Source organism: Malaciobacter sp. (assembly GCF_055140965.1).
In genome coordinates this window covers 68,112-89,493 of record NZ_JBSRRO010000001.1, presented here as the reverse complement: position 1 = coordinate 89,493, position 21,382 = coordinate 68,112, and the positions used below count along the sequence as shown (strand labels likewise).

Below are 21,382 nucleotides of genomic sequence, written 5' to 3'. Positions count from 1 at the left end.
AGTACTAATATCTAAACACTAAAGCAATACAGTTAACTATTTTTTTAACTGTATTGCTGTTTTTAAAAAATCATCAGAAGTAGTAACTGATTTTGAGTTTGCTTCAAATGCTCTTTGATATACCATAAGATTTGTTAAGTTATCACCTAAGTTTGAGTTACTTAACTCTAAAGTTTTCCCCTCTAGTGTGTTTGCATTGCTAGCATCAATTGCATCACCTGAAAGATTTGATTGTGAAAACAAATTATCACCCTCTGGATTTAAACTAAGTTCATCATTAAAGTATGCAGTTGAGATAGAACCTATGATAAATTTATTGTCTCCATCTTTTACAAATATTTTCCCATTATCAATTTCAAGTTCACCAAGACCATTTTCTGAAATATTTAAATTATCAAGTTTTAGTTGAAGATCAGTAGTTGCAAGATTACCTTGATTTGCAGTATTTAAAGTTGTAGTTAAATCTATAAACTCAGCACCTGCTGCTTCAATGGCATTTTTCAATGCATCCCTTGCAGAAGTTACCAAACCAATTCCTGAACCTGCTACTGGTTTTGTTATTTCATTAACTGATGGTGCATTTGCATCATTTACAGATGGATATGTAACTTTTAAATCATCTCCTGGAATCATTGATGTAATTGTAACTAAACCATTTGTATCAACTTCACCTTTCATTCCTTGAATCTCAGATATTTTATCTGCGAATTTATTCATTGTTGTTTGAATATCAGTATCAAATTTTTGTTTTACTGTAATATTGCCAATAGTAACTTTTATAATATCATCTTCGCTTTGTAAATCATTTATCAAATTTCCATATGGAACTTGTGTAACAGCAGCAACTGATTCAACAGGATTTGCTGTTGGATTAGAGCTATAAAGTTCTAATTTTTCTTTATAATTTGTACTTAGTGCTTGAATATCATTTATTTTTGAAGAGGCTGATTTATATCCTTGTCCAGAAACACCACTAGCTTCTGCTGTTTGTCTAAAATTAGTAGCTCTTGCATTAATAGTTTGAATAGTATCTCCATAAACAATTGTATCACTTGCTAGAAATTGGTTATACTTATCACTAAATTGTGTGTCATTAGGATTAGTTCCAACTGCAATTGTGCCTTGAGATTGAATACCTTGAACAGTCATTCCATTACTACTTTGTAAAGTACCATTAGAACCCATTTTAAAATTACCAGCTCTTGTATAAAAAACTTCATCTGTACGCTGCTCTTTTACAAGGAAAAAACCTCGTCCATCAATTGCAACATCATACTCATTTCCTGTAATTTTAAGATTACCTTGAGAAAAGTCTTTTTCAACTGTTTGAATATTTGTACCTTTTCCATAACCTCCAGCATCATACATCAAGTCTTCAAATGATACAGTATCAGATTTATGTCCTATTGTATTAACATTGGCAACATTATTTGATTCTGCACTTAGTGCTTTTTCAAATGAGTTTAATCCAGATATTCCATTCCATAATCCACCAATCATTTTCTATCCTTTAAAATACTTTTGTAATATTTTCAAAAGGAATTGTTGAAATTTCACTTGAATATACAGGCGTATAATTACCCTCATATACAAAATCATGTTCAGCAACTTCTTCATCATTTTCATCTAAAATAACAGGTTTTCCATCTTCATCAACTGCTATCTCACCAGGATTTTTAAGAACAATTTTTTGCCCTGTTTTTTCACCATCTTCATTATAAATAAAGCCATTGGCATCATATGATAATCTATTTCCATCAGCATCTTTTACAACATCTTCATAATATAAAATTTGTCTAGCTTTTACAACCATCTCACCATTTAGTGTTTCAACAGATAATACACTATATGCTTTTGAAACTCCATTTTCATCTGTGTTTACATCTTCAACATTTTTCCCAATTAAGTTCGTAGCATTTGATAAAGAAGTTTGATTAAAAGTAGCAACAAGTTTTTCCATAGATGCAGCCATAGCTCTATTTGTTTCCATTGTTGACATTTGAAGTTGAGAGTCCATCATTCTTTGAGAATCCATAGGTTTAGTTGGATCTTGTAGTTTTAATTCCTGAATCATAAGATTCAAAAAGTCATTATTTGATAACTTATCATTACTAACAGAAGTAGTATAACTATTCCCACTAGCATCCGTTGCACTATTTGTTTCTACATTTCTAGTTGTATAACCATCATTATCTCTATTTTTTATTTGATTATATTTACTTTCGTCATATGTTCCTGTGTAATTTCCTGTGTACATGATTTATCTCCTACAGTAAGTTTTCTTCAAAGAAATATCTAACAACATTATCAGAATCCATTGCATCTTGAACCCTAACAGCTAATTTCTCATCAATTACAATAATATCACCTGTTCCTATGATTCTTGAGTTTACGTAAATATCTCCACCAGTTCCAGCTTGTTTATCCAAAGATAAAATATCACCTTCACTTAAATCAAGAAACTCTTTAATAGTAATGCTAGTGGTTCCTAATATAACATCAACTACTATTTCCGTATCTACTAGTAAGTCATAGTCTCTTTCACTAATTTCCATGAGCTATCTTTTTTCTTGTTTTGCACATATTATATCACAAAGTTTTAGATTTTGAGTTAAAGGAAGTATATATATAAAAAATTTTTAATATTATTAAATTACAGTATCAAGTGTTTCAAGCATTGAAGCAACTTTTGCTTCTATATTTCCATCAAAGTTTCCAAGGTCACTTGCAATAACAACCCCACCAGGAGCAACATTTATATCATCAGTTAACTCAATAAAAGATTCTAGTTTTAATTCATGTCTTAGTATTTCATAATCCCTTGGATTAAGATGAATTTTAACCCTTGAAGCAGTTTTGATTTTTGATAAAAGATGAGATATAGTCTCTTTTGCAATTTTTGTAGAGTTTTCACCAACTTCAATTGAGATGATTTTTTGTGCAAGAGCAACAGATGTTTTTAATAGTTTTGATTCCATTTGAAAAGTTGCTTGCTCAAAAAAAGTCGCATAATGTTTTAAGTCTTTTATGGCTTCTACAACTTGTCTATCAACATCCCTTGAAGAGACACCACCTTGTTCAATAGTATCAACTTTTAGGTTCAAATTTGCAATTTGTGCTGAGATATTTTTCATCTCTTCAACTAGTGGATCTACACTTAAAGGAATTTCTCTTTCACTTAAAGTTGCAATATTTTGCATCTGCTCTTTTTGAGCACTAGTATCCAATGTATTATTATGTAAAAAAGTCCCTAATTTATAATCTTGAACATTATCTTCACTACTAATAACTTTTGCTGTTGAATAAACATTATTATTTGCCATTTTTACTCATCCATATCTCTATCGATTACACCCTCTTCAATCATCTTTTGTGCTACATCAAGCATTTTTCTTTGGGCTGCTTCGATATCTTTTATTTTTACTTTATTAAGCATCTCATACTCTTCTTTAAATCTATCACTTGCTCTTTGAGACATAGCTGATGTAATTTTTTCTAAATCCTCTTCTGTTGCATTTTTCATAGCAACTGCAACATCAGCAGTATCAACATTTTGTAAGATTTTCATAACATATTCTGTTTCTAAATTTAATAAATCTTCAAACACAAACATATTCTCTTTTATCTTAGTAGCTAATGAAGTATCAACCCCATTTATATTTCTTAAAATTTCTTGAGATTTTGGACCAACTCTATTTAACATATCAGCAACCACTTTTACACCACCAACATCAACAATAGATGATAATAGTGATTCTAGCTTTTTCTCTAATATTACAGAAATTGTTCTTACAACATCAGGAGAAACATCTTTAATTGTAGCCATTTGCATGGTTACTTTAACTCTTATATCTTCTTCTAATTGCATTAAAACTTCAGCTGCTCTTGGAGCCTCCATATGTGATAATATAACTGCAATAGTTTGAGGTGATTCATCTTTAATAAAATCAGATAACTGTTTTGGATTTATGGCATCTAGATAAGCAAATGATTGAGAAGCAAGTTTCATTCTAGATAGTTTTGCTAATACATCATCAGCCTCACCTTTTCCTAAAGATTTATATAAAATATCTTTAGCATAATCAAATCCACCAGAACTAATAAACCCTTTTGTTCTAGTGTAAAGATGAAACTCATCTAATATTGCCAAAGAAACATCTTTATCAACTGAATTTATTTGAGTAATAGCAGTAGATATCTCCTCTACCACTTCTTTTGGTAAATGTTGGAAGATTTTAACAGTGGCATCTTCTCCTATAAGTACAAAAAAGTGGGCAATCTTTTCAGTCATTGACATACCCTTTAATACTTCTCTATCTATATCTTCTGACATTATTTACCTTTTTTCTTTGATGTAAACTTTGAATTACCTTCTGATAATAATAACTCTATCATTTTTGCCATATCAGATGGATTAGTATTTATCTCTTTATCAAGCTCTTCAATTAAAATTTCATACTTAGCTGCACCCTCTTCATCTAAACCTGTCAAGTTATTCATTATTTGACTTTTAATTTTTGCTTTTAATCTTCCTTTTGCACTTTGAGCATTAAATTCATCTTCATATCCATGAAGCATATCTCCAACTAAATCAATGTCATTGCCATCTTCATCTTTTTTCTTTGCTGTTCCATCACCTAAAACTACAACCTCATGATTTACAATAAATTTTCTATAAAAAATAAATAATAAAATTGCTGCAATTAAGTATTGAATATATTCACTGAACTCTTTAAGTAAAGTCTTAATCATTGTAATTGTATCAGCTGATTCTTCTTGGATTATATTACCATTTTCATCCACTCTTTGTCCAGCTGCATTTCCAAGCGCTTTAAGTCCAACAAACTTAAAGCTTTTTACACTGATTTTATCACCTCTTTTTTGCTCATATCCAATTGTTTTTTCGACAATTGATTCAACAGAAGCTAGAAACTCTTCTTTGTTTTCAGCATTTTCAAGTATTGTAGAATCAAAAGTTACTGCTGCACTTATTTTTTTAATTTGAGAGTAGTTATTATCTTGCTCTTCAATTATTTTTTTAGATATTTCATAATTTGTCAAAGTTTTTGTTGATTCATTTGAAGATTGACTGTTATTATTTCCATTACCATTTTGAGGTTCTTCTATATTACTATCAACTCCTGCAACAGCACCATTGTTTCCAGGTCCACCTTGTGAAGAAGAGATATTTTCTTGTGTCTCTTGACTTCTAATTGTTCCCTCAGGATCAAAAATCTCTTCTTGTATATGCCTCTTTGTAAAATTTAAATCAACACTTACCCTTGCTACAACCCTATTTGGTCCTACAATTGGTTCTAGCAAAGATACTATTTTCTTTTCATAATCAGATTCAAGCTTTTTTTTGTATTTATTTTGTGTTAATGATTGTAAATTATTAATCTCATCTTTTGAGTGTTCTAATAATGCACCATCTTGATCAATTAATTTTATATTTTCATCATTTAAATCTGATACAGCAGAAGCAATAAAATTTTTGATTCCATCAATTTGCTTTTGAGTTAAAAAAACTCCTGGCTTTAATGTTAAAACAGCAGATGCAGTTGGTTCAGTTTTTCTTTCTGTAAAAATTGTATCTTTAGGAATTGCTATTTTAACACTTGCTCTTAAAATACCTGAAAGTGACTCTAATGATCGTGAAAGTTCACCTTCTAAAGCTCTTAAATACTTAACTTTATTTTCAAAATTTGTTGTTCCTAAAGAGGATTTTTCAAAAATCTCCCATCCAACATGCTTACTTGTTGCTGCTTCACTTGTAACAAGTTTGATTTTTGCAATATTTATAAACTCTTTTGAAGTTTTTAAAGTCAAGTCATTACCACCACCAATTACAGAAAATGGTACTCCTGAGCTTTCCAATTCATTACTAGCAAGCATTACTTGATTTTTTGTTAAGTTTGAAGCAATTATATAATTAAACTTTTTATCTTCAGCTTTTATATTTGAGTAAATTAACAACCCTACTAATAATACAAAAAGTAAAGAAAAACCTCCAATTATAACTGCTCTTTGTGCAGCATTTAAATTATTTACAAACTTAAAAAGTTGATCCATATAATATATATCCTAATTAATTTTTTGCAGAAGACTCGATAACTGATCTAAATAGTCTTGAATCTTTTTTAATGGCTGTTTGTAATGCATCAAAAATAACCTTATTTTTTGTCATTTCACTCATTTGTGCATCTAAGTTAACATTATTGCCATCATTTTGTTCTTCTAATCCTTTTACTTCAACAACATGTTTTTGATTAGGGTTTGAAATATGATCAGAAGATGAAAGGTGCATAGGATTAGTTTTATACATTTGCAAACTAGGACTACTAGCTTTTTTCAATTCGCTTTCAAAAACTAACTCTTTTGTTTTATACCCAGGTGTATTAATATTTGCTATATTACTTGAAATAACTTTTTGTCTATCACCTCTAAAATTTAACTGATTAAATAATGTATCTGTTACGCTACTTGGCTTCATCTAGTATTATTCCCTATTTTATCAATAACTTTTGCATTTAACTCATCAATAGTAGTTATACCTTTTTGAGTCTGTTGAAATCTTCTATTTGCATCAATTAAAGCAACCATTGTTGAAACTGTATTGATATTTGATTTTTCCAATGAACCTTGAAGTATTTCTCCATCATTTAGTTCAAGTTGCTCAATTTGTGCACCCTCTTTTGTCTTATAGTTGTTATATCCTACTTTTTCTAAATCTTTAAAATCTATTTTAACCACAGAAATTAAATTTATATACTCATCTTCTGTAGCAATTGGTTCATTATTGTTATCAAGGATATTTCTACCTTTTGAATCTACTAACATATTATCTAAAATTTTAAAAGAACCATCTCTTGTATACTCAACTTGACCATTATCATTTAAAACTTTAAAAAAAGAGTTTGAATCTTTTAGTGCAAAATCTAGTGCATTTCCTGTTGCAACTATAGGTCCAACTTCTTCATTTATATACTTTCCATTTAATTTAGGAATAGTATTTGTAATTGTGTTTACTTTATTTGGAGTAAAGCCCTCACTCTCAGCCCTTTGTAAATAGTGATTAAATGAACCCTCACTCATTCCCTCTTGTTTAAAACCTGTTGTATTTGCATTGGCAAGATTATTTGAAATCATATCAACTCTATTTAGTTGATTTACCATTGCTGCTGCTAGGGGGTATGTTCCTTGATTCATTAATTCTCCTTAATTTCCAAACTCTGAAATCAATGACTCTAAATCTGCATCATCTAAAACATCAGCTGTGCTATCTCCATGAATATGTTTAGCAACTGCAATTTCTTGATGCGAACCTTCATCTTCAAATAAGTTGTTAAGATAAATTGAAAGTTTTCTAATTACAGTCATTACTCTTTCAATTTTTTGTCTATTTATATCATGAAATTGCATTAATTCCATTGCTTCAAATATCTGCATATTTTCAGCATCAAGCTTTCCGCTTACAGAAGCTATTTCCTGTTTTATTTTTGCAGTTTCATTTAAATGTTGTTCAAAAATTGATATATTTGGAAACTTTTTATTTAAAGATTCTAAAAGTGCAGTCTGTTTATTTAAAAACTCATCTGTTGTTTTCAAAGACTTTTGAACATCATTATTATCATCAAGAACATAACTTAACACATCAAAAATTTTAGAGGCTTTCTCTTCTGAATCATTGGCTACTTGACTTAATTGATTAACAACTTTAGTATCTTTTTCTGCTGGAAAAGGAAAAATTCCTTCATCTATTTTACTCACAATATGCTCTTCATGGTCATTATTTCTCTCCTGTACTTTTTCAGTTTTATCTTCAACTTTAGGAGTTTCTTCTTTTTTTGATTCTATATTTGTTTTAACTGGCTCATTATCTGTAATTCCATCAATTCCTGCTAAAATGTCATCATAGTTTTCTTCACTAATCTCATCACTTTGGCTTGATGTATCTAAATTATCACTTTGTTCTGATGTATCCAAATCATCACTTTGACTATCATTTGATGAGTAAGAATCAGTAGAGTCATCATCTACTCCATCAATTCCTTTTAAAAGCTCATCAATATCTTCATCACTTGCAGTTTCATTATCATCTACATCATCAATATTTGCTAATATATCATCCAATCCATCATCAGTAGAAGAGTAATCTTCTTGTGTAGTTGCATTGTCAGTTTCATCGGTTTTATTAACAGTCTCATCTACTATAGGCTCATCAATATTTTCTTCAACATCATTAGTTTCATTTTCATCATTCTCTTCTATTTTAACTTCTTCAGAATTTTCATTTTCATCTAAATCTAGCCCATTCATAAGTGATTCTATTTCTTCTTGACTCATACTCATAATTTAAACCTTTATATTTAAAGTTGCTAAAACCATAACTTAGTTTTTCAACACTCCATCAAGTTTCTCTTTTAAAATATCTGCACTAAATGGTTTAACAATATAGTTATTAACCCCAGCTTTTAAAGCTGTAATAACTTCTGATTTACCACCTTCTGTAGTAATCATAATAATTGGAGTTTTTTGATGATTACCTTCTGATCTTACTTTTTTTACTAATTCAAGTCCATTCATATTTGGCATATTCCAATCAGTTAAAATTATATCAAAATGAGATTCTGAAAGAAGTTTCCATGCTTTTACTCCATCTTCTGCTTCATCAAAATCTTCTTTTGAAAAGCCTAACTGCATTACTACATTACCAATGATTCTTCTCATTGTAGAACTATCATCAACTATTAAAATTTTCATTATTCAAGCCTTTAAAACATTTTATTTTCAAAAATTTGTTAACTATTATATTTAATTTGTTTTAAATTTACACTTAATATTTTAATAAAATTTTATCTAACTTTAAAAATTCTTTAAATATAATTTAATAATATCTCTAAAAAAAGGATTTTTTATGATTAGAGGCTTATACACTGCTGCAACAGGAATGAATTCCCAGCAGAGTCAAATTGATGTTACTTCAAATAACATCGCAAATGTAAATACATTAGGTTTCAAAAAAGATAGAGCAGAATTTCAAGACTTAATGTATGAAACATTAAACTACACAGCTGGGCAAACTTCTGAAACCACAAGAAATCCAACTGGAATTGATGTGGGGATGGGAGTTAGAGTTTCAGGTGTACAAAAAAGCTTCTTGCAAGGTGATTTAAAATCAACAGGTAACCCCCTTGATATTGCAATTGAGGGAAATGGTTTTTTTAGAATAACTATGCCAGATGGCGAAGCTGCATACACTAGAAGTGGAGCATTTAAAGTAAATGATGAGGGTACAATTGTAAATGCAAATGGTTACCCACTTGACCCAGAAATTGTAATTCCTGATAATGTAGTAAAACTTTCAATTGCAAAAGATGGATTAGTAACTGCAACTGATAAAGCAACAGAAACTATTGTTACTTTAGGTCAAATTACTATGTCAGATTTTATCAATCCAGCAGGACTTGCACCAATTGGAGAATCACTTTTTAAAGAAACAGAAGCATCAGGAGCAGCGCTTGATGGAAATCCAACAGAGAATCAATTTGGGAACTTAAGACAAGGTATGATTGAGCTTTCAAATGTAAAACTTGTAAATGAAATGGTTGATTTAATTACGGCACAGCGTGCTTATGAAGCCAACTCTAAAGCTATAACAACAACAGATGAAATGCTTGATATTGTTAATAGACTAAAAAGATAATTGGTAGGTTAGCCTAGATAATTATGGATTTAAGAGAATTAAAAAAACTTAGAGAAGAAAACTTTTTAGCCCACAAAAAGAAAAAAAGAGAGTATTACTTAAAAAGTAAACTTGAAAAGAAGCTTGAGAGAAAATCTACTAAAAGAGAAGTATTTGATTATGAAAGTCATTTAGGTGGCATTGACTTTAATCAAAGAATAAAAGATATAATCAGGCAACAAAAACAACATGTAGATGATAGAAAAGATAGAATAATAGCTAAAATAAAAGAGTATAAAAGTAAAAAAAGAGAATACTATATCGAAAATAAAGATAAAAGATTACAGTATGATAAAGAGTATAGAGAAGAAAAAAAAGAAGAATTAAGAGAATATAGAAGAAGATATTATCAAAAAAATAAAGATAAAATCTTGGAAAAACAAAGAAAAAGAAGAAAACAACAAAAAGATAAAGAGTAAATTATGGCAGAAAAAGATATTAAAATTGAAGATGATTCAAATGAGATTGTTGATGAGATAAAGCTTGATGTAGAAGATTCAAATCTTGATAATAATGAACTATCATTAGATAAAGATGAAGTAGAAATTGAACCAGTTAGTGAAAGTTTAGAAGCAACAAAAGAGGATAATGAAGATTTATCTTCAAATGAAGAAAAAGATATAAGTGAGTATGCCCTTGATGATGAAGAACTAGATGATTACTCAATTCAAAAAAAGCAAACTAAACTTCAAAAAATATTAACTGCAATTGTAGCTGTACTTCTTATTACTCTATCAGTTGGTTTAATTTTATACTTTTTAGGTTTTTTTGATGAGAAAAAAGAAGAGCCAAAAATTGAGAGTAAAGTAGAAAAAAAAGTTGAAGAGAAAAAGTTTGACTTTAAATCAAGAGATATAGATCCAGATAAATTAAATGAGAAGTTTGATAGATTAACTAAATATGATCCAAGTTTAGAGACTAAAAGAGCACAAGAAGAAGCAAAAAGAAAAGCACAAGAAGAGGCAAAATTAAAAGAAGAGGAAGAAAAAAAGCGTATTGAAGAGATTGAAAGGCTAAAAGAAGAGCTAAATAGTCAAAAACAAGCTTTAGAAGATAGAAAAAATGAGTTATTATCACAAAAAGAAGAATTAGTAAAATTAAAAGAGCAATTACTTGAAGAAGTTGAAAAGAAAAAAGAGGAATTAAAGCAACTTGTTGAAAATAGTGCCAATGCAAATGTAGCTACAACTGAAACAGTAGTAAAAGAGCCTATACAAGAAGCTATAGAGCAAACAAACTTAAATAACAAGCAAATGCATTCAAATACTTTTTTACCTTTAATTAACGTTGCTATTATAAAAGATGAATTAACAAAAGATTATCTTGAAAGAGTAGAGAAAATAGATAAAAATATATTGTTGTGTAGAGACAATAAAAATAATATTGAGATATATGTAGGACCATATGAGATGCCAAGTGCAAGAAAAAATCTATTAAATAAATTTTTATCTAGTGGTTTCAATAAAGCAATGCTTGTTGATTTAACAAAAGAAGAGTTTAATAAAAGATGTAACTATTAGAAAACTTTTAAGAGTTTTCTAATATGTCATACGCATCTTGAACATCAATAATTTTATCTTTTATATTAACATTTAAAATATAAGTTTCTAAAATATAAGGAAGTAAAAAAACTTTTGGCAAGTCTTCTTTTACTAAACTTTCATCAGTTTGAATCTCTAAATAATCATTAACTGGATATCTATTAATATCAATAACCTTACCCAATTTCTTACCATTTTCATAAATTATACAATCCATAATATCAAACCAAAAATGCTCATTTTTTTCTAATTTGCAATTTTCTTTGGTTTTATCTTTTGTAGTGAATAGTTCTTGATTAGTTAATTTTTTTGCAAGTTCTATATCTTCAAAATTTTCAAATTTAATAATTTGTCTTGATTTATTGTAAGATATAACTTTTAATGTAAGGTTCTTGTTAGTTGTAAATGTAGCGCCTGTTTTAAATTGATTAGGAAAATCAGAATCAAGGAAGATTTTTATATCTCCTTTTAATCCTACTGTTTTTCCTAATTTTGCTACGTAAATTTTATCTATAGACATCTTTTTAATCGTTTGCTAATACTTGTATCTTATAAGATACACCATCTTTAGCTTTACAACCATTTGCCATAACTTTTAATGCATTAATCATATTGCCATTTTTACCAATTAGTTTTCCAATATCTGCACTATTTGCATATACAGTTATTTCAGTAAAAGTATCATCAATTTTTTCTTCAGAAACTTTTACTTCATCTGGTTCACTAACAATAAGTTTGGCATAGTTTTCTATAAAATTTACTATCATAATAAAAAGCTATATAATTATTTTGAAGCTAATTTTTTAACTTTTTCACTTGGTTTTGCACCAACACTTAACCAATAGTTATATCTCTCTTCATCTAATTTTAAAACTTTTGGCTCAGATACTGGGTTGAAATAACCAATTGATTCAATCCATCCTGAATCTCTTCTTTTTCTTGAGTCTGTTACAACGATTCTGTAAAATGGTTTTTTGTTTCTACCCATTCTTGTTAATCTAATTGTTGTCATATATTTTTCCTTTGTTTTTTTATAGTATTGAATTCTAAACTCAAATTTTTAAGTTTACAACTCAATACTATATATTTTTTATTTATCTAGGTATTTTAGGCATTCCACCAGGTCCTTGCATTTGACCTAGCATATTACTTAAGCCTTTCATACCACCTTTTGATGAAAGTTTTTTTGCCATTTTTGAAGCACTTTTAAACTGCTTTAAAATTTTATTAACTTGAACATCACTTAAACCAGAACCCTTAGCAATTCTTTTTTTTCTACTTGGATTTATTAAACTTGGTTGTTCTCTCTCTTTAGGAGTCATAGAGCCAATCATAGCTTTTATTCTTTTAATCTCATCAGAATTTTCAAAATCCATATCTTTAATAGGTCCAGCCATTTGTGAAAGACCTGGTATCATCCCAATAATTGATTTCATAGAACCTAATTTACTCATCATTGCTAATTGTTCTAAGAAGTCATTAAAATTAAACTCACCTTTTTTAATCTTTTTACTTACTTCTTTTGCTTTTTTCTCATCAATTACAGCTGAAGTTTTTTCTGCAAGACCTTCCATATCTCCAAGACCTAGAAGTCTTGATACAATTCTATCAGGAATAAATACTTCCAAATCTGGCATTTTTTCACCAACACCAATAAATCTTAAAGGAACACCAACTTGATGTGCAATTGATAAAGCAACTCCACCTTTTGTATCACCATCATATTTTGATAATACTACTCCATCTATTCCAATTTTTTCTTTAAAAGTAATTGCTGTTTTAGTTGCATCATGACCTGTTAAAGAGTCTGCAACATAAAAAATCTCATCAGGATTTATCGCATTTTTTATTTCAAAAAGTTGATTCATCAACTCTTCATCAATTGCAAGTCTACCAGCTGTATCGACTAATAAAACATCATATAGTTCTTTTTTAGCTTTTTCTTGTGCAGCTTTTGCAATTACAACAGGATCTTTTTCATTGTCATCAAAATAGATATCAACTTCAACTTGTTGGGCAATTTGCTTTAATTGCTCAACAGCTGCTAATCTTTGTAAGTCACAAGCAGCAACTAATACTTTTTTCTTTCTAGTTTTTAAATAGTTTGCAAGTTTACCTGTTGTTGTTGTTTTACCAGAACCTTGAAGTCCTGTCATTAATATTGTAGTTGGAGGTGTGCTTGAAAAAACAAAACCTTGATTACCTTTTGTTGATAATATCTCATTTAACTCTTTTTTTAATGCATTTATAAAAGAGTCTTGTCCAATTCCATTTTTCTTTGTTTCTAATTCAACTTCAGTTATTAATTCTTTTGATGTTTTATGGTGTACATCAGCTTTTAATAATGATTTTTTAAGTTCTGTAGTAGCTTTTTTTAAAGCTGCCGCATCATCTTTGTGTCTTATCTTATTTATCGAATTCCTAAGTGAGCCTGTTATTGAATCAAACAAAATTATCTCCAACTATTTAAAATTTTGGCAATTATATTGTTTCTATACTTTAAAATAGTTTAAATGACATATTATTTAAGTAAAATTTAATATTAGAGAGTTATGAAAAGCCCAATGTAAGGCTTTTCTCTTTAAAAGTAAAACTTAAATTTTAATTAAAATCAAACACTTTAAATTCTCTTGGCTCTTGTGATTCAAACTCATAATCAAAAATTCTTGTAATTTTTGAATGAAGTAAAACCCTATTTACATTAGGATTTGTTTTTCCATATACACTATCACCTATTATAGGAAAACCTAAATGATTTAAATGTACTCTAATTTGATGTGTTCTTCCAGTATCAATTACAACTTTAATCTTTGATTTATTTCCCTCAATAAGCATAGGATATATAGTTGTTGTTGCAGGTTTACCTTTTGTCATATCTATTTTAGATTTAGCAACACCTCTATTTTTAATAGTTAAAATAGGCAAATCGATTGTTGTTTCTTCTATAACTTTCCCCTCAACAACTGCAACATACTCTTTATAAACTCTATTCTTTTTAAATTCAGTAATAGCTTTTGTTTGAAACTCTTCAGTTTTAGCAAATAACATAACTCCACTTGTCTCTTTATCAAGTCTATTTAACAAAAAATAATCTTGATATTTATTTGAAACTTCATCAGTTGTCATATATGCAGGTTTATCAATTGCTAATATATCATCATCTTCAAATATAACTTTTATATTTGCAAGTTTTTTTACAACAAATTTTGTATCTGCTTTAATCTCTCCTCTTGCAATTACAACTTTTTTACCAGATGCTCTTACTAATCCTCTATCAATTAGCTCTTTTGCTTTTGAATTAGAGATTTTTTCTTGCTTTGCAAGAAGTTTATACGCCTTTTCATACATTTTTTAATTCCTTTAGTATTGGCTTTATTGAACCAGCTTTAGCTAAAACTGGTTTTTTTAACTTTTTAATATCATCTAAATATTTTTCAAGTTCATCATTTTGTATTATATAATAATTATTAATACAATCAAATAGTGATTTTTGATTAAATATATGTTTCCCACTTATTAATTTACATCCAAAATATGCAGGTTCAACGGGATTATGACCTCCGATTTTCTCAAAAGCACCACATAAAATCACAACATCAGATATTGCATATATATTATTTAACTCACCCATCTTATCAATCAAAATTATATCAGAATCAAAACTCTCTTTTTGTGAAAACCTATGATGTGATAAATCATTTATTTTACAGTGTGATTTAATCAATTCATATACTTTATCAAATCTTTCAGGGTGTCTAGGAACAATTACCAATTTTCCATGCTCTTTTTTATAAGCTTTTAAAATTAGTTCTTCTTCTTTTTCATGACTACTTCCTGCTGTGATTAAAGTAGAATTTGGTTTTTTATACTCTTTTGTAATTTTTGGTAATTGTGCTAATTTAATATTTCCTATAACTTCAATACTCTTTCCACCAAGTTCTTCTAATCTTTTTTTATCTATTTCACTTTGAGCATAAATTTTATCAATATTTTTAAATATATACTTATAAAACCAACTCATTTTTTTATATGAGTTATAAGACTTATCTGAAATTCGTGCATTAATCAAATATGTTTTTGCACCTTTTCTTTTAGCAAATAAAAATAGGATATACCATAATTCTGCTTCCATTACCACAAGCGCTTTTTGTCTATTTATCCAAAATGGCAAAAAAATCTCATATGGTAAATACCTTGTACTTCTATTAGTACTGATTGCTTCATCATATCCTGTATTAGTAATCACGGATAAATTACAATCTTCAAACTCATCTATTAAAGGTCTAATAGCTTTTGTTTCACCCATTGAACATGTATGAAACCATATTTTATTTTCATTTTCAAACTTTGGATTTTTTCTTAAAAAAAATTTCGCTGGTATTGCAATTTGATATTTTTTATTTCTTAGTTTTAGTAGTAGTATAGGAATAGCAATTATATATACAATAACTGCTAATACATAATAAATAAAATAAAAGAGGCTCAAAAATTAAGCCTCTACAGTTTCATCTTCTTTATAAAGGATTCTTCCACAGTGAGGACAATTTATAATCTCATCTGATTTAACAACCTCTGCATAAGTTTTGTCATTTATTTTCATATGGCATCCATAACAAGCTTGTTTTTTAACAGGTACAACAGCTGTATCTTTTGCCCATCTTCTAATTTTTTCATAAAATGTTAAAATCTTACTATCAACTTTTTCTAATAATTCACTTCTTTGTTGATAAACAACATTTCTTTGTTTATTTATATCTTCAATTTGATTATCAACTGCAATTTGAATATCTTTTATTGATTCTTCTTCTTGGGCTAATTTTTCTTGAAACTCTTTTAATTGTGATTCTCTTTCTTCTGTAATCTCATCAAGTCTAGCTATCTCTTCATTTGCAAATGAAATTTGCTCTTTTGCAATCTCTTCTTCTAGTTGTAAAGCTTTTAGCTCTTTTTCATTTTGCACTTCTTTGTGCTTTTTTGCAATATCATCTAATTTAGTTTTTAATTCTGCTAAATGAATATTATTTTTAGTTCTTTTAGATTTAACTTCATCTATTAAAACATATGTATTATTAATTGATACTTTTATTGCTTCTGCTGTTTCAACAAAAGTAGCTAACTTGGCTTTTTCATTCTCGATTTGAGGTTCAAACATACTAATTTGTGTATCAAATTTTGATAATTTAACTAGATCCTCTAAATATTTATTCAACTGTTTCTCCTTGTATACAAAACTTAAATGGATTTTTCGAAGCTGATATTATAGCTTTTAATTCATTTTTTTTCAAATTTTTTTCTAAAACACCTACTAAAAGCTCATTGAAATACTTTTCACTTTCATAATGTCTTATATCAATTAGTGATATATTTCTACTTTTTGCATCCATTGCATCATGATACTTTATATCACCTGTTAAAAAGCAATCAGCTTTCACCTCACTTAATAAAGACATTCCTGCACCAGTAACAATCCCTACTTTTTCAACTTTATTATTACACTTTACTACATTTGTAAATTCAATGCCTAATTTTGAAGTAATATCTTTTGCAAACTCATCAAAATCTTTATTTACATTTGCATAAATTATAAAATCATTTATATCCTCTTTTTCAATAATATCAAGTTTTAAAATATCTTTTGCAACATACATATTTAAGTGTGTTTTATCTATGTTTGTGTGCATTGAAATTAACGCAATATTTTTTTGAATTAAGATTTTTAATAATCTTGTACAATAATTATCATAATTTATCTTTTTAAGAGGTGCAAAAATCAATGGATGATGAGTAATAATCAAAGAGTTCTCTTCTACTTCATTTAAAAACTCTTCATCCAAATCAATACTTACATATATTTTTTTTATTTTATCTTCAAAATTTCCAACTAATAAACCTGAGTTATCCCATTTCTCTTGTAAAGAAAAAGGAGAAATTTCATCTAAAATATTATAAATATCTAAAATTTTCAAGATTATCTTCCAACTCTTTTTGTTCTTTCTTCTTCTTGTTCTTTATATAAAACAGCACAACCTTGAGATAGCTCTCTTACTTTTAAAATATAATTTTGTCTTTCAGTAACTGAAATAGCTTTTCTTGCATCAAGTGTATTAAATGCATGTGAAGCCATCATACATTGATCATATGCAGGTAAAGGAAGCTTTGCTTCAAGACAAGATTTACACTCATTAAAAGCATCATCAAAATGTCTAAATAGCATAGAAGTATCTGCTACTTCAAAATTATATTTAGAAAATTCATATTCACTCTCTTTATGCACATCTGCATAAGTTGTTTTTCCGTATTTATTCTCATTCCAAACAATATCAAATACAGAATCAACACCTTGTAAATACATAGCTAATCTTTCTGTTCCGTAAGTAATCTCAACAGCAACAGGGTCACAAGCTAATCCACCAACTTGTTGGAAATATGTAAATTGTGTAACTTCCATACCATCAAGCCAAACTTCCCAACCAAGTCCCCAGGCTCCAAGTGTTGGAGACTCCCAGTTGTCTTCTACAAATCTTATATCATGTTTTGATGTATCAAGTCCTAAATACTCTAATGATTGTAAATATAAATCTTGAATATTATCTGGACTTGGTTTAATCAATACTTGAAACTGATAATATGCACCCAATCTGTTTGGATTCTCTCCATATCTTCCATCAGTTGGTCTTCTACTTGGTGCAACGTATGCTGTACTCCAAGGAGTTGAATCTAAACTTCGAAGTATTGTTGCAGGATGGAAAGTACCTGCACCTGCTGGAATATCATAAGGTTGAACAATATTACAACCTTGATTTGCCCAAAACTCTTGTAATTTTAATAGTATCTGTGAAAAAGTAGTCATGTTTATCTAATTCCCTAATCCTTGTGGTTATTGTGTTATTTTTTTAAATTATATGATTTTTATAAAAGTACTTCTATATTTTTTGCAGCTGTTTGTACTTTATTTAACATTACGATTCTATCTTCTTTAAGTTTAACTGCTAATTCATTATCATTTAATGCTAAAATCTGTACAGCTAAATAAGCTGAATTTATAGCACCTTCTTCATCCAATGCAACAGTTGCAACTGGCATAGCTAAAGGTTTATTTATTGTAGAAAGTATAGCAGTTGAGCCATCAAAGTTTTTATCTTTTATTGGTACTGCAATGATTGGTTTTGTTGTACCAGAAGCTACACTACTTGCCAAACATCCATTAATACTTGAAGCAACAATAAATGAAACAGCGCCTTTTTCTTCAGCACTTTTAATATAATCTTTTATTTTTTCTATTGAATCATAAAGTGATAATACAGTTAGTTCATAATTAACATTAAACTTTTCAAAAGTCTCGGTACATTTTTTCATAACATCAAAATCTGAGTTACTTCCAATTATAATAGAAACAAATTTCATTTTTTACCTTAATTAACTTTGTAATTTATCATTTTATCTAAATTAATCTAATAGTTTTATAATCTGCTTTATTTTAAGCTCTCTCCAAGCTTCGAATCTGTTTACTATTAAGCTACTCTCTTCAAAGTTAAAAAGTGATAAATTCTTTGATTTATCTTTTACTAAAACAGCTTTTGCATTATTATAATAATCAGCTCTTTTTATAAGTTTTTCATCAGTAAAAATAACAACAGTAGGAATAAAAAAGATATCGCTTATATGATAAGTAGCAGTATCAACTGTAATAATTTTATTTGCCCATGAAATTATATAAGAATAGTCTAAAAAACTTTTTGAGTAATCTTTCAAACAAACATAAGATTCATCTTTAACACCATCAATTTGTAATACAGAAATTATTGTATAATCTGGCATCTTTTTTATCATTTTTTTAAGTAAATCTGATGCAATCTCTTTGGGTATTGATCTATTTACATTTGCAGAATAAGGATGAAAAAGAAGAATTTTACCCCTTAAACTAATTTCATTAAGTTTAGATTTTAATGCATTTGATGGCTTATAATTATTTAAAGATAAACTATTATATTTTCTATTTTTTTCTATTTTTTTATAATCAATTCCAAATTTATAAAGCCATGAATCAACATAATTTAGTTCATCATAATAAGAGTTTTTTGTTACTAAACTTGTATCAACATAATAATCATACTCATAAAGTTTTTTTACACTAATTGATAGTGCTGTTACTTTATTTATAAATTCTTGATTTGAAAAAATCTGTTTATCTCTGGTAAATTGTTTATTCTCAGAAGAGTTTAAATATATATCAATAGTAACTGTTTTAAATACTTTTTTTAGCTCTTCATAAAAAATTCTCAATGCAGTTATACTACTAATCATCTCTCCTACTTTAAAACCCATATTACCTAATATTGCAACTTTTATATCTTGTTTCAATGTATTTGAAATCTGTTTTTTTAAACTATTATTTGAATTATTTAAAAATATTGATAAATAATCTAAATTTTCACTAAAATTAACATTTTTTGTAACTAAAGATTTTTTATTTAAAATGATATTATTAAACTCATTTTTATTTAAAATTCCCAACTCTTTGGGAAAGCATTTATCACTAGTAAGTCTAGTCTCTTCTATAACTTTTAGTTGATACTTTTCATCTACACTTTTAAAAACTCTTTTTAAATCAAGAAAATCTTCATATGTAGTTATATACAAAGTATCATTTATAAGGTTTGATGGATTCTTTAGTTTAAAATAAGAGACTAAAGTTCCATCAGTAGTTTTAATATTAATATTTTGTGTAACTCTAAATATTACCATTAATTATTACAACTTCCCTCATCTTCATTTTTAATTCTAAGCATAGTTAAATATGGTAATTTACACGGAAGTTTAATTTTGTTTGTATTTCCACTATGAACTGAATCTAACTCTTTATTTGTATCAGTTAAAATTTTCTTAAAATTTATATAATACTTTCCATCTTCTTTTTTATAAATTTTTCCTATTTCATTATCGCACTCTGTAATTTGTGCGCCTATTGGAGCAAAAATTTCAATCTCATCGCCTGGATAAGTTTTATATTTACACATAAAATACTCTTCATCTTCAGTAACTAAGCCACTTACTTCATAACTTCCTTTACTTAATGCATATTCATGATTTTGTGTATCACTTTTATCAAATGGTCTGTGAATCAAATAAGCATCTGTAAAACCTCTATTTTTTGTAGTATAAAGTTCTTTTTGATATTTTTTTGCATCAAATTTATCTTCAAAATAATCATCAATAGCTTCTCTATAAGCATGGGCAGTAACAGCAGCATAATAAGGAGATTTTGTTCTACCTTCAATCTTAACAGAATCAACCGCATTTGAGTCAAGTATCTCTTGCATATGCGAAGCTAAATTCATATCTTTTGAGTTAAATATATATGTACCAACACCTGGTTCTTCTTCAAGTCTAAATAACGAGCTATGATCTTCATTTGCAGCATAAAGTGTATATTCAAATCTACAATCATTTGCACAACTTCCTCTATTTGGTACTCTACCCATTTGAACAGCACTTACTAAACATCTACCACTATATGCAAAACACATTGAACCATGTACAAAAATCTCTATTTCCATATCAGGAAGATGTTTTTTAATCTCTTTTACATCTTTTAGTGAAATTTCCCTTGCTGCAATAATTCTTTTAACACCCATATCCCAAAAAACTTGGGCATCAAGATAGTTTAAAACATTTGCTTGTGTTGATAAATGAATTGGTATTTCAGGAGCAATATCTCTACAAAGCTTTACCACACCAGGTGCAGCTACAATAAAAGCATCAGGCTTTAGTTCAGCCATTTTTATAATATGTTTTTTAAGTAACTCAATTTGAGAGTTAAAAGGAAAGCCATTAATTGTTGCATAAACTTTTTTACCCCTTGCATGGGCATAATCAATACCTTCTTTAAAACTTTCAAAAGTAAACTCTTTTCCTGCTCTAATTCTTAAACTAAAATGACTAACCCCACCATAAACTGCATCAGCACCATAAGCAATTGCTATTTTTAGCTTCTCTAAGTTTCCAGCTGGTGATAATAATTCTACGTTATTTTTCTTCATCAATAATCCTTGTGCTTTTGCACATTTTAAATTTTTTGGCAATTATATCAAATAAT

Annotated in this window: 25 protein-coding genes; 3 read left to right on the top strand and 22 right to left on the bottom strand. The window is 28.2% G+C overall.

Features of this window, described 5'->3' with window-relative positions; all coding sequences use genetic code 11:
* Window positions 1–36 precede the first annotated feature (36 nt).
* From ACTCCZ_RS00450 to ACTCCZ_RS00405, 10 genes are all read right to left on the bottom strand, one after another.
* A complete protein-coding gene (locus tag ACTCCZ_RS00450; protein WP_079576885.1) occupies window positions 37–1,500 on the bottom strand; it encodes a flagellar hook-basal body complex protein in 1,464 nt (487 codons plus the stop codon).
* Between the two features lie 10 nt (window positions 1,501–1,510).
* Entirely contained in the window at window positions 1,511–2,257 is a 747-nt protein-coding gene (locus ACTCCZ_RS00445; RefSeq protein ID WP_079576884.1) for a flagellar hook assembly protein FlgD, read from the bottom strand.
* A 10-nt stretch (window positions 2,258–2,267) separates the two neighbouring features.
* Window positions 2,268–2,555, bottom strand: coding sequence for a FliM/FliN family flagellar motor switch protein (locus ACTCCZ_RS00440; RefSeq protein ID WP_079576883.1), 288 nt, complete (start codon window positions 2,553–2,555; stop codon window positions 2,268–2,270).
* A gap of 93 nt (window positions 2,556–2,648) precedes the next feature.
* Window positions 2,649–3,323: a FliH/SctL family protein gene (locus ACTCCZ_RS00435; protein WP_079576882.1), complete on the bottom strand. Its 675-nt coding sequence runs from the start codon at window positions 3,321–3,323 to the stop codon at window positions 2,649–2,651.
* 2 nt (window positions 3,324–3,325) lie between these two features.
* Window positions 3,326–4,333, bottom strand: a complete 1,008-nt coding sequence (gene fliG / locus ACTCCZ_RS00430) for a flagellar motor switch protein FliG (protein WP_079576881.1) — start codon at window positions 4,331–4,333, stop codon at window positions 3,326–3,328.
* The gene (fliF, locus tag ACTCCZ_RS00425; protein ID WP_079576880.1) at window positions 4,333–6,072 is read right to left on the bottom strand and encodes a flagellar basal-body MS-ring/collar protein FliF; all 1,740 of its coding nucleotides are present in this window, start codon (window positions 6,070–6,072) and stop codon (window positions 4,333–4,335) included. Before fliF ends, fliG begins: the two co-directional genes overlap by 1 nt.
* 16 nt (window positions 6,073–6,088) lie before the next feature.
* Window positions 6,089–6,493 (bottom strand): flagellar basal body rod protein FlgB, encoded by a 405-nt coding sequence (gene flgB / locus ACTCCZ_RS00420; protein WP_079576879.1) that lies wholly within the window; start codon window positions 6,491–6,493, stop codon window positions 6,089–6,091.
* Complete coding sequence (locus ACTCCZ_RS00415) at window positions 6,490–7,209, bottom strand: flagellar hook-basal body protein (protein WP_079576878.1); 720 nt, start codon at window positions 7,207–7,209, stop codon at window positions 6,490–6,492. Before ACTCCZ_RS00415 ends, flgB begins: the two co-directional genes overlap by 4 nt.
* 9 nt (window positions 7,210–7,218) lie before the next feature.
* On the bottom strand, window positions 7,219–8,352 hold the full coding sequence (locus ACTCCZ_RS00410; protein WP_079576877.1) for a hypothetical protein: 1,134 nt from the start codon (window positions 8,350–8,352) through the stop codon (window positions 7,219–7,221).
* A 39-nt stretch (window positions 8,353–8,391) separates the two neighbouring features.
* Window positions 8,392–8,763, bottom strand: a complete 372-nt coding sequence (locus ACTCCZ_RS00405) for a response regulator (protein ID WP_079576876.1) — start codon at window positions 8,761–8,763, stop codon at window positions 8,392–8,394.
* Window positions 8,764–8,917: 154 nt separating this feature from the next.
* Here ACTCCZ_RS00405 and flgG point away from each other — a divergent pair, with 154 nt between their 5' ends.
* From flgG to ACTCCZ_RS00390, 3 genes are read left to right on the top strand one after another with little or no spacing between them, the layout of a single operon-like run.
* Entirely contained in the window at window positions 8,918–9,706 is a 789-nt protein-coding gene (gene flgG, locus ACTCCZ_RS00400; RefSeq protein WP_079576875.1) for a flagellar basal-body rod protein FlgG, read from the top strand.
* 23 nt (window positions 9,707–9,729) lie between these two features.
* Window positions 9,730–10,164 carry a hypothetical protein gene (locus ACTCCZ_RS00395; RefSeq protein ID WP_079576874.1) on the top strand — a complete coding sequence of 145 codons (435 nt, stop codon included), beginning with the start codon at window positions 9,730–9,732 and terminating at the stop codon, window positions 10,162–10,164.
* Between the two features lie 3 nt (window positions 10,165–10,167).
* Window positions 10,168–11,265: a hypothetical protein gene (locus ACTCCZ_RS00390; RefSeq protein ID WP_079576873.1), complete on the top strand. Its 1,098-nt coding sequence runs from the start codon at window positions 10,168–10,170 to the stop codon at window positions 11,263–11,265.
* 7 nt (window positions 11,266–11,272) lie between these two features.
* Here ACTCCZ_RS00390 and rimM read toward each other — a convergent pair whose 3' ends face one another.
* The 12 genes from rimM to ACTCCZ_RS00330 all read right to left on the bottom strand — a co-directional run bounded on the left by rimM (window position 11,273) and on the right by ACTCCZ_RS00330 (window position 21,326).
* Window positions 11,273–11,806, bottom strand: a complete 534-nt coding sequence (gene rimM, locus ACTCCZ_RS00385) for a ribosome maturation factor RimM (RefSeq protein WP_079576872.1) — start codon at window positions 11,804–11,806, stop codon at window positions 11,273–11,275.
* Window positions 11,807–11,810: 4 nt separating this feature from the next.
* Window positions 11,811–12,053 (bottom strand): KH domain-containing protein, encoded by a 243-nt coding sequence (locus ACTCCZ_RS00380; RefSeq protein ID WP_079576871.1) that lies wholly within the window; start codon window positions 12,051–12,053, stop codon window positions 11,811–11,813.
* A gap of 17 nt (window positions 12,054–12,070) precedes the next feature.
* Window positions 12,071–12,298, bottom strand: a complete 228-nt coding sequence (gene rpsP, locus ACTCCZ_RS00375; RefSeq protein WP_079576870.1) for a 30S ribosomal protein S16 — start codon at window positions 12,296–12,298, stop codon at window positions 12,071–12,073.
* 82 nt (window positions 12,299–12,380) lie between these two features.
* Entirely contained in the window at window positions 12,381–13,736 is a 1,356-nt protein-coding gene (ffh, locus tag ACTCCZ_RS00370) for a signal recognition particle protein (protein ID WP_079576869.1), read from the bottom strand.
* Window positions 13,737–13,887: 151 nt separating this feature from the next.
* Window positions 13,888–14,634: a pseudouridine synthase family protein gene (locus ACTCCZ_RS00365; RefSeq protein WP_079576868.1), complete on the bottom strand. Its 747-nt coding sequence runs from the start codon at window positions 14,632–14,634 to the stop codon at window positions 13,888–13,890.
* Complete coding sequence (gene waaA / locus ACTCCZ_RS00360) at window positions 14,627–15,772, bottom strand: lipid IV(A) 3-deoxy-D-manno-octulosonic acid transferase (protein WP_079576867.1); 1,146 nt, start codon at window positions 15,770–15,772, stop codon at window positions 14,627–14,629. Before waaA ends, ACTCCZ_RS00365 begins: the two co-directional genes overlap by 8 nt.
* Before the next feature lie 3 nt (window positions 15,773–15,775).
* Window positions 15,776–16,495, bottom strand: a complete 720-nt coding sequence (locus ACTCCZ_RS00355) for a zinc ribbon domain-containing protein (protein ID WP_079576866.1) — start codon at window positions 16,493–16,495, stop codon at window positions 15,776–15,778.
* Entirely contained in the window at window positions 16,488–17,252 is a 765-nt protein-coding gene (locus tag ACTCCZ_RS00350; protein ID WP_079576865.1) for a Nif3-like dinuclear metal center hexameric protein, read from the bottom strand. The genes ACTCCZ_RS00355 and ACTCCZ_RS00350 overlap by 8 nt, the downstream gene beginning before the upstream one ends.
* Window positions 17,253–17,254: 2 nt before the next feature.
* A complete protein-coding gene (glyQ, locus tag ACTCCZ_RS00345; RefSeq protein ID WP_079576864.1) occupies window positions 17,255–18,136 on the bottom strand; it encodes a glycine--tRNA ligase subunit alpha in 882 nt (293 codons plus the stop codon).
* Window positions 18,137–18,195: 59 nt separating this feature from the next.
* Window positions 18,196–18,690, bottom strand: a complete 495-nt coding sequence (locus ACTCCZ_RS00340) for an AIR carboxylase family protein (RefSeq protein ID WP_079576863.1) — start codon at window positions 18,688–18,690, stop codon at window positions 18,196–18,198.
* Between the two features lie 42 nt (window positions 18,691–18,732).
* On the bottom strand, window positions 18,733–20,031 hold the full coding sequence (locus ACTCCZ_RS00335; RefSeq protein ID WP_079576862.1) for a glycosyltransferase family 9 protein: 1,299 nt from the start codon (window positions 20,029–20,031) through the stop codon (window positions 18,733–18,735).
* Window positions 20,031–21,326 carry a peptidase U32 family protein gene (locus ACTCCZ_RS00330; RefSeq protein ID WP_079576861.1) on the bottom strand — a complete coding sequence of 432 codons (1,296 nt, stop codon included), beginning with the start codon at window positions 21,324–21,326 and terminating at the stop codon, window positions 20,031–20,033. The genes ACTCCZ_RS00335 and ACTCCZ_RS00330 overlap by 1 nt, the downstream gene beginning before the upstream one ends.
* Window positions 21,327–21,382 lie beyond the last annotated feature (56 nt).